11 protein-coding genes are annotated in these 14,839 nt (G+C 73.7%); 7 read left to right on the top strand and 4 right to left on the bottom strand.

Annotated elements, in window-relative coordinates; all coding sequences use genetic code 11:
* Positions 1–55: 55 nt before the first annotated feature.
* Both ACWD01_RS34515 and ACWD01_RS34510 read right to left on the bottom strand, forming a co-directional pair.
* Positions 56–874, bottom strand: coding sequence for an Fpg/Nei family DNA glycosylase (locus ACWD01_RS34515; protein WP_451167557.1), 819 nt, complete (start codon positions 872–874; stop codon positions 56–58).
* A gap of 60 nt (positions 875–934) precedes the next feature.
* Positions 935–5,557, bottom strand: coding sequence for an ATP-dependent helicase (locus tag ACWD01_RS34510; protein WP_451167555.1), 4,623 nt, complete (start codon positions 5,555–5,557; stop codon positions 935–937).
* Positions 5,558–5,659: 102 nt separating this feature from the next.
* Here ACWD01_RS34510 and ACWD01_RS34505 point away from each other — a divergent pair, with 102 nt between their 5' ends.
* From ACWD01_RS34505 to ACWD01_RS34495, 3 genes are read left to right on the top strand one after another with little or no spacing between them, the layout of a single operon-like run.
* On the top strand, positions 5,660–6,532 hold the full coding sequence (locus ACWD01_RS34505) for an AraC family ligand binding domain-containing protein (RefSeq protein ID WP_451167553.1): 873 nt from the start codon (positions 5,660–5,662) through the stop codon (positions 6,530–6,532).
* A 10-nt stretch (positions 6,533–6,542) separates the two neighbouring features.
* Entirely contained in the window at positions 6,543–7,523 is a 981-nt protein-coding gene (locus ACWD01_RS34500) for an AzlC family ABC transporter permease (RefSeq protein ID WP_451167551.1), read from the top strand.
* A complete protein-coding gene (locus tag ACWD01_RS34495) occupies positions 7,520–7,828 on the top strand; it encodes an AzlD domain-containing protein (RefSeq protein ID WP_451167549.1) in 309 nt (102 codons plus the stop codon). Before ACWD01_RS34500 ends, ACWD01_RS34495 begins: the two co-directional genes overlap by 4 nt.
* A 58-nt stretch (positions 7,829–7,886) precedes the next feature.
* On the opposite strand, the gene ACWD01_RS34490 is transcribed toward ACWD01_RS34495, so the two are convergent.
* Complete coding sequence (locus ACWD01_RS34490) at positions 7,887–8,828, bottom strand: hypothetical protein (protein WP_451167547.1); 942 nt, start codon at positions 8,826–8,828, stop codon at positions 7,887–7,889.
* Between the two features lie 79 nt (positions 8,829–8,907).
* Here ACWD01_RS34490 and ACWD01_RS34485 point away from each other — a divergent pair, with 79 nt between their 5' ends.
* From ACWD01_RS34485 to recX, 4 genes are all read left to right on the top strand, one after another.
* Positions 8,908–9,102: a DUF3046 domain-containing protein gene (locus ACWD01_RS34485; RefSeq protein WP_451167546.1), complete on the top strand. Its 195-nt coding sequence runs from the start codon at positions 8,908–8,910 to the stop codon at positions 9,100–9,102.
* Between the two features lie 535 nt (positions 9,103–9,637).
* On the top strand, positions 9,638–10,876 hold the full coding sequence (locus ACWD01_RS34480; protein ID WP_451167578.1) for an AI-2E family transporter: 1,239 nt from the start codon (positions 9,638–9,640) through the stop codon (positions 10,874–10,876).
* Positions 10,877–11,077: 201 nt separating this feature from the next.
* A complete protein-coding gene (gene recA, locus ACWD01_RS34475) occupies positions 11,078–12,208 on the top strand; it encodes a recombinase RecA (protein ID WP_451167544.1) in 1,131 nt (376 codons plus the stop codon).
* A gap of 3 nt (positions 12,209–12,211) precedes the next feature.
* Entirely contained in the window at positions 12,212–12,784 is a 573-nt protein-coding gene (gene recX, locus ACWD01_RS34470) for a recombination regulator RecX (protein ID WP_451167542.1), read from the top strand.
* A gap of 269 nt (positions 12,785–13,053) precedes the next feature.
* Here recX and ACWD01_RS34465 read toward each other — a convergent pair whose 3' ends face one another.
* The gene (locus ACWD01_RS34465) at positions 13,054–14,679 is read right to left on the bottom strand and encodes an FAD-dependent monooxygenase (protein WP_451167540.1); all 1,626 of its coding nucleotides are present in this window, start codon (positions 14,677–14,679) and stop codon (positions 13,054–13,056) included.
* Positions 14,680–14,839 lie beyond the last annotated feature (160 nt).

Raw genomic sequence — 14,839 nt, 5'->3', positions numbered from 1 at the left:
GTGGGCGCTGTGGTCGTGAGTGCTGCTTGAGCGATGCCGGTCTTGAGTGCCGCGGTCAACCCGGCTGCGGGCGGCCGGTGGGGCCGGACTGGCAGCGCGGGCACCAGTAGGTCGGGCGCTCTCGGCTGCCGTCGCCCTGGTCGGCCTTGCGTACGGGCGTGCCGCAGCGGGGGCAGGGGCGGCCCTCGCGGCCGTAGACGTACAGCTTCTGGGCCGGATGGCGGCCGCTGGTCATGGTGCGCCGGTCGAAGCGCCGCTTGTTGGCCTCGAGCAGGCGCTGCGCGGTGGCCACCAGCCGCTCGGGCACCCCGGCGGGCAGTTCACCGACCGGCAGCCAGGGGGTGACGCGGGCGAGGAACGCCAGCTCGGACTTGTAGACATTGCCGATGCCGGCGAGGTTGCGCTGGTCGAGGAGGGCCTCGCCGAGGGGGCGGGCCGGGTCGGCGAGCAGGTTCGCCGCCGCTCTGGCGGGGTCCCAGTCGGGGCCGAGCAGGTCCGGTCCGAGATGGCCGACCGCCTGGTCCTCGTCGGCGGTGCGGAGCAGTTCGAGGACGGGGAGGCGGTAGCCGACGGCGGTGTGCGCGGCGTTGCCGAGGACCGCGCGGATCTGGTGGGCCGGCCCGCCGTCCCAGCGGGCACCGCTCTCGTACACCCGCCAGGAGCCGTCCATCTTCAGATGCGAGTGCAGGGTCAGGCCGCCCTCGAACCGGGTGAGGAGATGCTTGCCGCGCGGAGTCACGTCCAGGACGGTGCGGCCCGTCAGGTCCGCCGTGGCGAAGCGGGGGACGCGAAGGTCGAAACGCGTCAGGACCTGACCGGCCAGCGCCGTGTGCAGACGGTGGGCGGTCAGCCAGACGGTGTCTCCTTCAGGCATGGCATCCATGATGCCGCGACAGGGGCAGCGGCGGCGGTGGCCGGAGGTGGTGCGGGCCGGTCACGGGCGCAGGCGCAGTCCCCTCGGCGTGGCATGGAAACCGGCCGTCTCCAGGGCGCGGGCGAAGGGTGCCGTCAGGGCCGGGGTCCCGTTGGCCCGCTCCACCGTGACCGTGCCGAGCGAGCCCTCGCGGGCCGCGGCGGCGAGGGCGGCCGCCGCCGCGTGCAGCGCCGGCGACTCGGGGTCGGTGGCCCACGCCAGCAGGGTCTTGCCGCCGCGCTCCATGTACAGCGTCAGCTCGCCGTCGACCAGGACCACGAGGGAGCCCGCCTTGCGGCCGGGCTTGTGTCCGGCGCCCTCCGGTGGCTCCGGCCAGGGCAGCGCGGCGCCGTACGCGTTGGCCGGATCGGCGGCCGCCAGCACCACCGCGCGGGGCGCCCCGCCCTCCGAACGGTCCCGTGCCGTGGACGCCGCGCGCAGGCGGTCGACCGCGCCGTCCATCGCGAACTGCGCGGCCCCCAGCCCCTCGACGACGTAACCCCGGCGCGCCTGGCCGCTGTCCTCGAAGGCGGAGAGGATGCGGTACGTCGCGGAGAAGCCGCCCTCGACGCCCTCTGCCGCGACCGCGCCCCTCGTCACCACGCCGTGGCGGTCCAGCAGGGTCCGGGCCAGCGCGTGCGCCCGGTGCGTCGGCTCCGGTTCGAGGGCGGGCAGCAGCGACCAGCGGCCGCTCACCGTGGGAGGGCCCGTGCGGGAGGCGGGGCGGGCCGCGGCCGTGAGGCCGCCGTACCGGCCGCGGGGGACGGTACGTCTGGCGCGATGGGCGGTGGACCCCGCCGTGCGGCCCGAGCCGAGCAGGGCGCGCAGCGGCGCCAGGGTGTCGTTGGTGAGCCGGCCGGACCAGGCGAGGTCCCACACGGCGTCCGCCAGCTGCGGATCGGTGACGTCCAGGTGGGTGGTCGCCCGCACCTGGTCGGCGATCTGGCGGAAGAACAGGCCGTAGCCGCCGGAGAGGGCGGTGAGCACCGATTCGTGCAGCGCCGTCAGCTCCAGCGGGTGCGGGGGCGGCAGTAGCAGGGGCGCGGCATCGGCCAGATACAGGGAGACCCAGCCGTCCTTGCCGGGCAGGGCGCCGGCACCGGCCCACACCACCTCACCGGTCGTGGTCAGTTCGTCGAGCAGGGTGCCGCTGTAGTGCGCGACGCGGGACGGCAGGATCAGCTTCTCCAGGGCCGAGGCCGGCACCGAGGCGCCCTGGAGCTGCTCGACGGCGCGGGCCAGGCCGTCGATGCCGCGCAGGCTGTTGCTGCCCAGGTGCTGCCACTCGGGCAGGAACGAGGCGAGCGCGGCGGGCGGCACGGGCTCCAGCTCGTGGCGGAGCGCGGCCAGGGAACGTCTGCGCAGGCGGCGCAGCACGCCCGCGTCGCACCATTCCTGGCCGATGCCCGCCGGATGGAACTCGCCCTGCACGACCCGGCCGCTCGCGGCGAGCCGCTGCAGGCCGCCGTCGGTGACCGCCGTGCCGAGTCCGAAGCGGGCGGCGGCCTGGGCGGAGGTGAACGGGCCGTGCGTCCGCGCGAACCGGGCGAGGAGGTCGCCGAACGGGTCCTTCACCGGCTCGGTGAACGCCTCCGGGACGCCCACGGGCAGCGCTGTGCCCAGCGCGTCGCGCAGCCGCCCCGCGTCCTCGACCGCCGCCCAGTGGTCGGCGCCCGCGATGCGGACCCGGATGGCGCGGCGGGACGCGGCGAGCTCCTGGGGCCAGGCCGGATCACCGCCCCGCTCGACGAGCTCCGCGTCCGTCAGCGGGCCCAGTACGCGCAGCAGGTCGGCCACACCCTCGGCGTCCTTGATCCGCCGGTCCTCGGTCAGCCACTGCAGCTCCCGCTCCAGCTCGGTGAGCACCTCCGCGTCCAGCAGCTCCCTCAGCTCCGCCTGGCCGAGCAGCTCGGACAGCAGGCGGGAGTCCAGGGACAGGGCGGCCGCCCGCCGCTCGGCGAGCGGGGAGTCGCCCTCGTAGAGGAACTGGGCGACATAGCCGAACAGCAGCGAGCGGGCGAACGGGGACGGCTCGGGGGTCGTGACCTCGACCAGGCGGACGCGGCGCGACTCGATGTCCCCCATCAGCTCGGTGAGGCCGGGGACGTCGAACACGTCCTGGAGGCATTCGCGGACCGCTTCCAGGACGATCGGGAATGAGCCGAACTCGCTTGCGACCTGAAGCAGTTGGGCCGCCCGCTGGCGCTGCTGCCACAGCGGCGTCCGCTTGCCGGGACTGCGGCGCGGCAGCAGCAGCGCGCGGGCGGCGCACTCGCGGAACCGGGCGGCGAACAGGGCGGAGCCGCCGACCTGGTCGGTCACGATCTGATTGATCTCGCCCTTGTCGAAGACGGCGTCCGCGGCGCCGACCGGAGCCTGCTCGCTGTCGAACGGCGCATCGAGCGGGGCCGGGTCCTGGTCGAGCAGGTCCAGCCCCATCAGGTCGGCGTCGGGGAGCCGCAGCACGATGCCGTCGTCGGCGTGCATCACCTGTGCGTCCATGCCGTACCGCTCGGCGAGCCGGGCGCCCAGCGCGAGCGCCCACGGCGCGTGCACCTGGGCGCCGAACGGGGAATGGATCACGACCCGCCAGTCGCCCAGCTCGTCGCGGAAGCGCTCCACCAGGATCGTGCGGTCGTCGGGCACATGGCCGCAGGCCCGGCGCTGCTCGTCCAGATAGGCCAGCACGTTGTCCGCCGCCCAGGCGTCCAGACCGGCGGCGAGCAGGCGCAGCCGGCCGTCCTCGGCCGGCAGGCCGCCGACCTCGCGCAGGAAGGCGCCGACCGCGCGGCCGAGTTCCAGGGGGCGGCCCAGCTGGTCGCCCTTCCAGAAGGGGAGCCGCCCGGGGACACCGGGGGCCGGGGACACCAGCACCCGGTCGCGGGTGATGTCCTCGATCCGCCACGAGGTGGTGCCCAGGGTGAAGACATCGCCCACCCGTGACTCGTAGACCATCTCCTCGTCGAGCTCTCCGACCCGGCCGGCGCCCTTCTTGGGGTCGGCTCCGGCGAGGAAGACGCCGAAGAGGCCGCGGTCCGGGATGGTGCCGCCGGAGGTGACGGCCAGGCGCTGCGCCCCGGGCCGGCCCGTGACCGTGCCCGCCACCCGGTCCCACACCACGCGAGGGCGCAGCTCGGCGAACGCGTCGGACGGATAGCGGCCGGCCAGCATGTCGAGGACGGCGGTGAACGCGGACTCGGGCAGTGAGGCGAACGGCGCTGCCCGGCGCACCAGCGTCAGCAGGTCGTCGAACTGCCAGCTGTCCAGGGCGACCATCGCGACCAGCTGCTGGGCGAGCACGTCCAGCGGGTTCGACGGGATGCGCAGCGACTCGATGGAGCCCGTACGCATCCGCTCGGTGACCACCGCCGCCTGCACCAGGTCGCCCCGGTACTTGGGGAAGACGACGCCCGTCGAGACCGCGCCCACCTGGTGCCCCGCGCGGCCCACCCGCTGCAGGCCGGAGGCGACGGACGGCGGGGACTCGACTTGCACGACCAGGTCCACCGCGCCCATGTCGATGCCCAGTTCGAGGCTGGAGGTGGCGACGACCGCGGGCAGCCGGCCCGCCTTCAGGTCCTCCTCGACGAGAGCCCGCTGCTCCTTGGAGACCGAGCCGTGGTGGGCGCGGGCGAGCAGCGGCGGGGCGCCCTGCGCCGCACCGGACTGCGCCATGATCTCCGCCGGCGACGCGTCCTGCGGCATGGGGGCGCCGGTGGCCCGCTCGTACGCGATCTCGTTGAGGCGGTTGCACAGCCGCTCGGCCAGGCGGCGGGAGTTGGCGAAGACGATCGTGGAACGGTGGGCCTGGACGAGGTCGGCGATGCGCTCCTCGACATGCGGCCAGATCGACGGCTTCTCCGCGACCCCGCCGCCGGCGTCGGACGCGGGGGAGCCGCCGAGCTCGCCCAGGTCCTCCACCGGGACGACCACCGAGAGGTCGAACTCCTTGCCCGACGGCGGCTGGACGATCTCGACCCGGCGCTGCGGCGACAGATAGCGGGCGACCTCGTCCACCGGGCGGACCGTCGCCGACAGGCCGATCCTGCGGGCGGGGCGGGGCAGCAGCTCGTCGAGGCGCTCCAGGGACACGGCGAGGTGCGCGCCCCTCTTGGTGCCCGCCACGGCGTGGACCTCGTCGAGGATCACCGTCTCGACACCCGACAGCGCGTCCCTGGCGGCCGAGGTGAGCATCAGGAACAGGGACTCGGGGGTGGTGATCAGGATGTCCGGCGGCCTGGTCACCAGCGAGCGTCGCTCCGCGGCGGGGGTGTCGCCCGAGCGGATGCCGACCCGCACCTCGGGCTCGGGCAGGCCCAGCCGCACCGACTCCTGCCGGATGCCGGTGAGCGGGCTGCGGAGATTGCGCTCCACGTCCACCGCGAGGGCCTTCAGCGGTGACACGTACAGCACGCGGCAGCGCTTCCTCGCCTCCGCCGGCGGGGGAGTGGACGCCAGGCGGTCGAGAGAGGCCAGGAACGCGGCCAGCGTCTTGCCGGAGCCCGTCGGCGCCACCACCAGTACGTCCGAGCCCTCGCCGATGGCCTTCCACGCTCCCTCCTGGGCCGCGGTGGGCGCGTGGAAGGCCCCCGAGAACCAACCGCGGGTCGCGGGGGAGAAGGAGTCGAGCGCAGTCCGAGCCATGCCCACCATCGTGCACCCGACCACTGACAACGCGGGTCGGCGGTGTGTCCAGGGCGCGGACGCCCACGTCGTGTCCGGCGGGGGCGGGAGCAGAATGGCTGTATGGAGAAGGATCCGGCGCCGGACACGAAGGGCGAGTGGGCGCGGCACTGGCAGTACCCGGGCGTGCCCGGCCTCGACCTGCTGCAGGCGCGCTATGTGCGCCATTCCTTCCCCCGGCACAGCCACGAGGGGTTCGTCTTCGGCGCCGTCCGGCGCGGAATCGAGGACGTGTTTCTGCCCGAGGGGACCGTACGGGCCCGACCCGGCACCGTCGTCATGATCAACCCGGAGGTGCCGCACTCCGCCAGGGCCGGTGTCCCCGAGGGCTGGGTGTACTCCACCCTCTACCCGTCCTCGGAGCTCGTCGCCACGATCGCGGAGGAGACGACGAGCCTGCGCGGCACGGCCGGTTTCGCCGAGACGATCGTCGAGGACCCGCACACCGCCCGGCTCGTGCACGAGGTGCACCGCGCGGCGGAGGCGGGCAACGCCCTCGCCGCGGACAGCGCCCTGCGCATCACCGTCGCCACCCTGCTGCGCCGCCACGGGCGCTCTCTTCCGGTCCGTACGCCCCCGGCCGCCGGCGCCCGGACCGCGGCGGCCGCGAAGCAGTTCCTGGAGGAGCGGATGGCGGATCCGCCGTCCCTGGAGGAGCTCGCGCAGCGGCTCGGCGTCGGCCCGTTCGCGCTGCTGCGCGCCTTCAAGGCCGCCTACGGGCTGCCGCCGCACACCTGGCTCACGGACGCGCGCGTGCGGCGCGCCCGCCACCTCCTCGACGCCGGCACGACCCCGGCCGAGGCGGCCGTCGCGGTCGGGTTCACCGACCAGCCGCATCTGAACCGTCACTTCACCCGGATCGTCGGCGTGCCGCCCGGGGCGTACCGGCGGGAGCGCGCAAGAACGTACAAGACCGCAGGCGGGAGCCCTGCGTAACGTCCCTGGCGTGGCAGAACAGACAGCTCGATCAGACATGGCCGCCGGGGAGGTCCCCGGGGGCGCGGCGCCGTCCGTGATTCTCGCGGCGTCCGTTTCCGGGCCCCCGCCGGAGCGGGGGGACGCGTCCGCGGCGCCCCGGCAGCGGACCCGGCCCGGCGACGGGCCGTCCGCGGGCGCCCCGGGCGGGTCCGGGGGTGCTTCGCGCGGCGCCGAGGACGGCTCGACCAAGGAGGCGGACGCGGCGCAGCCGACCGAGAAGCCGGACTCGGCCGTCGTCAGGGACGCACTCGGTGTCGGCATAGCCGTCGGCCTGTCCGGCTTCGCCTTCGGCGTGACCTCGGCCGGGGCCGGCCTGACGCTCCTGCAGACCTGCGCGCTCAGCCTGCTCGTGTTCACCGGCGCGTCGCAGTTCGCACTCGTCGGCGCGATCGCCGCCGGGGGCAATCCGCTCGCCGCCGTGGCCGGCGCCTTCTTCCTCGGGGTGCGCAACGCCTTCTACGGGCTGCGGCTGTCGCAGCTCCTCGCCCTGCCCCGCCTCGTGCGGCCGCTCGCCGCGCACTGGGTCATCGACGAGACCACCGCCGTCGCCCTCGCGCAGCCCACGCGGCGCAGCGTACGGATCGGCTTCACGGTCACCGGCGTGACGCTCTACGTGCTGTGGAACCTGACCACGCTCCTCGGCGCGCTCGGCGCCGAGGCCCTCGGCGACACGAACGCCTGGGGTCTGGACGCGGCCGGCCCGGCGGTCTTCCTGGCACTGCTCGCGCCGATGCTGCGCACGGCCACGGAGCGGGCCGTGGGCGCGCTCGCGGTGCTGCTCGGGCTCGGCTTCCTGCCCGTGCTGCCCGCCGGGGTGCCGGTGCTCGTCGCGGCGCTCGCCGCCCCCGCGGTGCTGTGGCTCAAGGGGCGCGCGATCGGTGAGGGCGCCGGCGGGACGCGGCGTACGGACGGGACGCGTCGTACGAACAGGAAGGACCGGAACCGGTGAGCATCTGGATCGCGATCGCCGCCACGGCGGTCGGCTGCTACCTCGTCAAGCTGGCCGGGCTGCTCGTCCCGGCCGGGACGCTCGAGCGGCCTCTCGTGCGGCGCCTGGCGGCCCTGTTGCCGGTCGCCCTGCTGGCGGCGCTGACCGCACAGCAGACCTTCAGCACCGGCCAGGCGCTGACCCTCGACGCCCGGGCCGCCGGGCTCGCCGCAGCCGCCGTGGCGCTGCTGCTGCGCGCGCCCTTCCTGGTGATCGTGGGGGCCGCCGTGGCCGTGACGGCGGGGGTGCGGGCGCTGGGCGGCTGACCGGACGGCCGCCCAGCCGTCTCGTGACGAGGAGGCGCTCGGCGGACCGGCAGCGGTGTCACCCGATGGGGTGACCGTGCGCCTGGAGGGTCCGCAGCGCCTCGATCGTCACGATCGGCCGGGACTCCAGAGCGGTGCCGGGTGCCCATTCCCGCCAGGTGATGGGCCACCCGCCGTCCTCGCGCTGCTCACCCGCCAGGTGCTCCAGGGAACGGGCCATCTCCTCGTCGGTGAACCAGCGGCGGGCCAGCGACTCCGGCGTCGGGGCGTAGTCGTGCGCGAAGTGGTGTTCGCCCGGCGCGTATCCGGCGGCCACGGGCTGCTCGTCGAGGTGCTCCGGGTCCAGGGCGACGAGCCGCTGCTCGCGCACGATCCGGCCCAGCCGGTCCGCCGCGGCCTGCGCGCGCGGCCGGTCCGGTGCGCCGTCGAGGAAGGCGATCGCCGCCTCGATCTCGTACGGGTGCGACTTCTCGATCGCGTCCACCGCGGACCAGCAGAAGTCGGTGGCCCGGAACAGCCACGCGTGCCACACCTCGTTGCGGTGCAGCAGACCGACCACCGGGCCCGTCGCGAGCAGCTCGCTCGGCGGGTCGTCGAGGATCGGCAGGAACGGAGCCGACGGGTAGGCCCGCTGAGAGGGGTGAACGGCCGGCAGCGCGCCCTCTTTTGTGGACACGTCCGTGAGGTAGCGGCACATCCGCTCCACCCGCAGCCCGCCGCAGCGGCCGATGGAGTCGAGCACGCGCAGTGCGTGCCCTGTGTGCAGGGGTTGACTGACCGGGCCGCGCAGGTCCGGTTCGAGGGCGTGGCCGTAACCGCCGTCCTCGTTGAGATACGCGGTCAGCGCCGTTTCCACCGCGTCGGAGCTGCCGCCGAGGAAGTGGTAGGCGAAGCGCCGCTGCTCGAGCACCCGGGCCGTCAGCCAGATGAAGTGCTCGGCGCGCTCCAGTGCCGACGCGGACGCGGGGGAGGGGTCAGGGGTTGCTCCGTTTCCAGCCATGTTCCGACCGTAGAGCGGAAAATGCTTTCAGCAAGGAGGACGGGCAGGGCTGCACTCTCAGGAGCGGGATACTGATGGCATGCGGTTGACGATTTTCTGGCAGCGCATGGCGGACCACTTCGGTGCGGCGTACGCGGACTCCTTCGCGCGGGACCATGTGATGGCCGAACTGGGCGGCCGTACGATCCATGAGGCACTGGCCGCGGGCTGGGATGCGAAGGACGTGTGGCGGGCCGTCTGCGCGGCCATGGACGTCCCTGCGGACAAGCGGTGAGACGCGGGGCGGGGCGAGCGCTGGGACGCCGGGGCCGAGCGGGGAGACACCGGAAAGACGGCCTGCGGTCACCGCGGTGAGCCACACTGGGCCGGTGGCCGGCCGGGGGTGCCGGCTACGGAACGACGGCCTGCGGCGGACCGGACCGGTCTGCTTCGGACGGGGCCGGCCGTTTCGGAGGGGGTAGCCCGCTCCGGACGGGCGGCCTCAGGTGGGACCGCCTGGGCTCGACCGCTGCCGGCCTCCCCAAGCCCGACCATTTCCGACTGACCATGCCCGGACCCGACCGTTTCAGACCCGACTGTTCGGATCGGACCGTTTCGGACCGGGACGGACTGCACGCGCGACCGCGCACCACGAGACCCACAGGACGGGAACCGCTGAGGACATGACCGCTGACGAGAGGGCCACGCCGGACGTGGCCGTGTCGGACGAGGCCGCAGTGGGGATCCCCGCACAGGGCACCGCGGCGCCCAACCCGCCGCCGGCCTCGCCGCCCCCCGGTTCGGGGGCCGACGGCGGCATTCCGGCCCGGATGCCGCGCTGGCTGCCGCGCGCCCTGGTCCTGGCGCTGGCCCTCTACGCCTGCTTCCAGCTCGGCAGCTGGGCCTTTCACGAGCTCACCAGCCTCCTGCTCAACATCCTGATCGCCTTCTTCCTGGCGCTCGCGATCGAGCCCGCGGTGGGGCGGATGGCCGCCCGCGGCATCCGCCGGGGCTTCGCCACCTTCCTGGTCTTCTTCGGGGTGCTGGCCGCCGGTATCGGATTCGTCGTCCTGCTCGGCTCGATGCTGGCCGGCCAGATCGTCCAGATGGTCGAGGACTTCCCCCAGTACCTCGACTCGGTCATCCGCTGGATCAACGACACCTTCCACACCGAGCTGTCCCGGGTGGAGGTCCAGGACAGTCTGCTGCGCTCCGACTGGCTGCGGGACTACGTCGAAAACAGCGCGAGCGGTGTGCTGGACGTGTCCGCCACCGTGCTCGGCGGGCTGTTCAAGGTGCTGACGATCTTCCTGTTCTCGTTCTACTTCGCGGCAGACGGGCCCCGGCTGCGCCGTGCGCTGTGTTCCGTGCTGCCCCCGGCCAAGCAGACCGAGGTGCTGCGGGCCTGGGAGATCGCGGTCGACAAGACGGGCGGGTACCTCTACTCGCGCGGGCTGATGGCGCTGATCTCCGGAGTCGCCCACTACATCCTGCTGGAGATCCTCGGGGTGCCGTACGCCCCGGCGCTGGCGGTGTGGGTCGGGCTCGTCTCGCAGTTCATCCCGACGATCGGCACCTATCTGGCGGGCGCGCTGCCGATGCTGATCTCGTTCACCATCGACCCCTGGTACGCGCTGTGGGTGCTGGGCTTCGTCGTGGTCTACCAGCAGTTCGAGAACTACGTGCTGCAGCCGAAGCTCACCGCCAGGACGGTCGACATCCACCCGGCGGTGGCCTTCGGCTCGGTCGTCGCGGGGACCGCCCTGCTGGGCGCGGTGGGGGCGCTCATCGCGATCCCGGCGGTCGCGACCCTCCAGGCGTTCCTCGGCGCGTACGTGAAGCGGTACACCGTCACCGACGACCCCCGGGTCCAGGGTCACCGCAGGCGCGGCGGCCGTCGGGTGCTCGCGCGGATGCGCAGCGCACTCCAGGGCGACTCCAGGCTGCTCCCGCCCGTGCCGCCCGTGCCGCCCGTGCCGCCCGTGCCGCCCAAGCCGTCCGCGCCGCCGGCGTCCCCCACTGCATCGGGCGGGCCGGCCGTGCCTCCGCAGACGGACGCGGGGGCCTGACCCAGGGGCCGGTGTACGACCGGGTCGCGGGGTGCCGCGTGGTGCGCTTGACAGTAAAATCGAACATCCATTCTTATGGGATTCCGGCCCTCGTACCCACGAGTTATCCACAGGCCGACCGGACGTCGGGGCCCATTGTCAGTGGCAGGGGTTAGCGTCTTTGACGTGAAGCGATCGACACAAGCAAATCGGGTGGAACCCATGGCAGGAACCGACCGCGAGAAGGCGCTCGACGCCGCGCTCGCACAGATTGAACGGCAATTCGGCAAGGGCGCCGTGATGCGGCTCGGCGAGCGGCCGAACGAGCCGATCGAGGTCATCCCCACCGGGTCGACCGCCCTCGACGTCGCCCTCGGCGTCGGCGGCCTGCCGCGCGGGCGTGTGGTGGAGGTGTACGGACCGGAGTCCTCCGGTAAGACGACCCTCACGCTGCACGCCGTGGCCAACGCCCAGAAGGCGGGCGGCGCGGTGGCCTTCGTGGACGCGGAGCACGCCCTCGACCCCGAGTACGCGAAGAAGCTCGGCGTCGACATCGACAACCTGATCCTGTCCCAGCCGGACAACGGCGAGCAGGCCCTCGAGATCGTCGACATGCTCGTCCGCTCGGGCGCGCTCGACCTGATCGTCATCGACTCCGTCGCGGCCCTGGTGCCCAGGGCGGAGATCGAGGGCGAGATGGGCGACTCGCACGTGGGTCTGCAGGCTCGGCTGATGAGCCAGGCGCTCCGGAAGATCACCAGTGCGCTCAACCAGTCCAAGACCACCGCGATCTTCATCAACCAGCTCCGCGAGAAGATCGGTGTGATGTTCGGCTCCCCGGAGACCACGACCGGTGGCCGGGCGCTGAAGTTCTACGCCTCCGTGCGTCTGGACATCCGCCGTATCGAGACCCTCAAGGACGGCACGGACGCGGTCGGCAACCGCACCCGCGTCAAGGTCGTCAAGAACAAGGTCGCGCCGCCCTTCAAGCAGGCCGAGTTCGACATCCTCTACGGCCACGGCATCAGCCGTGAGGGCGGCCTGATCGACATGGGCGTGGAGCACGGCTTCGTCCGCAAGGCCGGCGCCTGGTACACGTACGAGGGCGACCAGCTCGGCCAGGGCAAGGAGAACGCCCGTAACTTCCTGAAGGACAACCCCGATCTCGCCAACGAGATCGAGAAGAAGATCAAGGAGAAGCTCGGCGTGGGCGTCAGGCCGCCCGAGGCCCCCGCGGCGGAGCCCGGTCCGGACGCGGCCGTCGCGGCGCCGGCTGCCGACGACGCCGCGAAGTCGGTGCCCGCGCCCGCCTCCAAGGCGAAGGCGGCCAAGACGGCGGCGGCCAAGGGGTAGCACATGGCCGCCCGGCGTACCGAATGGCCGGGTGACAGCCCCGACTCGTCGAGGGCCGAGAAGGAGCTGTCGCCCAGGGACCCGGCGGAGCGGGCGCGAGCCATCTGCCTGCGCCTGCTCACCGGGACCCCGCGCACCCGCAAACAACTCGCGGACGCGCTGCACAAACGGGAGATCCCCTCGGAGGTGGCCGAGGAGATCCTCTCCCGTTTCGAGGACGTGGGACTGATCAACGACGCCGCCTTCGCCGACGCGTGGGTGGAGTCCCGGCACCACGGCCGGGGCCTCGCCCGGCGGGCCCTGGCCCGGGAGCTGCGGACCAAGGGCGTGGACTCCGCGCTCATCGACGAGGCCGTGGGGCAGCTCGATTCCGACCAGGAAGAGGCGACCGCCCGCGAGCTGGTGGCGCGCAAACTGCGCTCCACCAGAGGCCTCGACCGGGACCGCCGCATGCGCCGCCTGGCCGGGATGCTCGCCCGCAAGGGGTACCCGGAGGGCATGGCCCTGCGGGTGGTCAGACGCGCCCTGGAGGAAGAGGGCGAGGACACGACGGACTTGGACGAGGCGGGCTACTAGGCGTCGGCCGCCCTGACGGCGGGCGCGGTCGGCCTTGACCGGTCGGACCGGCCGGGTGGCTGGTTGCCCGGCGGATCGGCGGACCGGATCGGTCGGGGTGGCCGGACCGGCGGACCGCCTGATCGGCGGACTGACCGGTGGGCGGTGACGGGGCGGGCTGGTCGGCGGACCGACCGGTCGAGCGGGGACCGGTGTGCCTGCCGCCTTGGACGAGGCGGGTTACTGGACGTCGGTTCACTACCGGGCTCGCTCGCGAGAGCGCGAGGCGGTCAGGTCCCGGCGTCGGCCGTGCGTTCGGATCCTTCCGGAGCCGGCGCGCCTCCTCGGGCGATGTCCGCGGCGGTGTGCAGTTCCGCAGGCCGGACTCCCGCGAAGGCGGCCACCAGGTGCCCGTCCGGACGGACCAGGAGCACGGTGTGCGCGGAGGCGCCCGGGTAGCTCTCCGTCACCAGCAGCTCGGCCTGGACCGGAAGGCCGGACACGGCGGTCGCCAGCCGGGGCATGACGCCCGCCCCGACCCAGTGCCGCCGGTCCCACACTCCGGTGCCCGGTGCCACCAGTACGACGAGCAGCCGTCCCTGCCCCAGTCGGTCCCGCAGCCGGGCCGAGGTGCCGTCGGGAGCCGTGACCCGTACGTCGTCGACCGGCGAGCCCGGCCCCGCACCGCTGAGGGCCGGCGGGCCGGTGGGCGCCGGTGTCAGAGGGGAGTGCGCGTAGATTGGCGGAGCTCCGAGCGCGCCCTGCCCCAGATGAGCGTCGGTGAGCATCGCGTCGTGCTCCCGGGCGGCCCCCGGCAGGTACATGCGTAGTCCGCCGCCGCTGCGCAGTATCGGCAGCGACTGATCGGCGGCGCGCAGCCGCGCGGCGACAGCGGTGCGCCGCTCCGCCTGGTAGCTGTCGAGGAGTGTTTCCGATGCGCCGTGGTGCCACGCCTGTGCCAGCTTCCACGCCAGGTTGTCCACGTCCCGCAGACCTTCGTCGAGCCCCTGGGTGCCGACGGCCCCCATCAGATGGGCCGCGTCTCCGGCGAGGAAGGCGCGGTCCACGCGCCAGCGCCGGGCGAGCCGGTGGTGGAGGGTGTGGACGCCGGTGTCGAGCAGTTCGTACGGCGGGGCCTGGCCGCACCAGCCGGTCAGGGTGTCGCGGATCCGCGCCACCAGGGCCTCGGGCGTGACCAGTTCGCCGCGGGGCGGCAGAAGCCAGTCCAGCCGCCAGACGCCGTCCGGGAGCGGGCGCGCGGTGATCTCGGCGCCGCCCGAGCTCCACGGCGGCTGACGGTGCAGCAACGCTTCGCCGGGCCAGGGCAGTTCGGTGCGCAGCGCGGCCACGGCGTGACGTTCCACCGCCGTACGCCCCGGGAAGCGGATGCCGAGGAGCTTGCGGACCGTCGACCGTGCGCCGTCGCACCCCACAAGGTGACTCCCGCGCCACCAAGTGGCCGAAGGTCCCCTGGTGTGCACGCCGACTCCTCCGGCGTCCTGCTCCAGCGAGTCGAGGCGGCTGTCGGTGACCAGCCGTACGAGCCGGTGCTCCCCGGCGGCCTCGCGCAGGCCGCGGGCGAGACTGTGCTGGGGGATGTGCAGTGGTGCGGCCGGGCCTTCGCTTTCGGCCTCGTCGTCGCCCCGGCCTTCGCCGAGGGGCAGCTGCCGCAGGTCCTGCTTGCGCAGCATCGACCGCCAGCCGGTCCACCGCACGCCCTCGTCGTGCACGGTTCCACAGCCGAGCCGCTCCACCAGGTCCGCGGTGTCCGGGCGGAGCACGACGGTGCGGGCGGGGCGGGGTTCGGGTTTCCCGTTGGTCTCGTCGAGTACGACGGAGGGGACGCCCTGCGCTGCGAGGGCGAGGGAGAGTGCGAGTCCGACCGGGCCGGCGCCGACCACGATCACCGGGTCCACGGCGTGACTCCTCGGGCCCGGAGGGTCGTGCGGGAAGGTGCTTTTGGAGCCCGGTGCGCGATCACAGAACGTATGCAACCGACTGCCGGTGCCTGCGTCAAGCTGCGTCGGGCGACACCGTGGAAGCGGTGTGGGGCGGTGGCCGTACGGCCACCGCCCC

Source organism: Streptomyces sp. NPDC002835, from assembly GCF_053591995.1.
The sequence above is the reverse complement of the archived record's forward strand: the minus strand, read 5'-3'. Positions and strand labels throughout refer to the sequence as shown.

Excerpts from the sequence above, each read along its gene's own strand:
- ACWD01_RS34515 (WP_451167557.1), bottom strand. The coding sequence starts at position 874 with ATGCCTGAAGGAGACACCGTCTGGCTGACCGCCCACCGTCTGCACACG.
- ACWD01_RS34510 (WP_451167555.1), bottom strand. The coding sequence starts at position 5,557 with ATGGCTCGGACTGCGCTCGACTCCTTCTCCCCCGCGACCCGCGGTTGG.
- ACWD01_RS34505 (WP_451167553.1), top strand. The coding sequence starts at position 5,660 with ATGGAGAAGGATCCGGCGCCGGACACGAAGGGCGAGTGGGCGCGGCAC.
- ACWD01_RS34490 (WP_451167547.1), bottom strand. The coding sequence starts at position 8,828 with ATGGCTGGAAACGGAGCAACCCCTGACCCCTCCCCCGCGTCCGCGTCG.
- ACWD01_RS34485 (WP_451167546.1), top strand. The coding sequence starts at position 8,908 with ATGCGGTTGACGATTTTCTGGCAGCGCATGGCGGACCACTTCGGTGCG.
- ACWD01_RS34480 (WP_451167578.1), top strand. The coding sequence starts at position 9,638 with ATGCCGCGCTGGCTGCCGCGCGCCCTGGTCCTGGCGCTGGCCCTCTAC.
- recA (WP_451167544.1), top strand. The coding sequence starts at position 11,078 with ATGGCAGGAACCGACCGCGAGAAGGCGCTCGACGCCGCGCTCGCACAG.
- recX (WP_451167542.1), top strand. The coding sequence starts at position 12,212 with ATGGCCGCCCGGCGTACCGAATGGCCGGGTGACAGCCCCGACTCGTCG.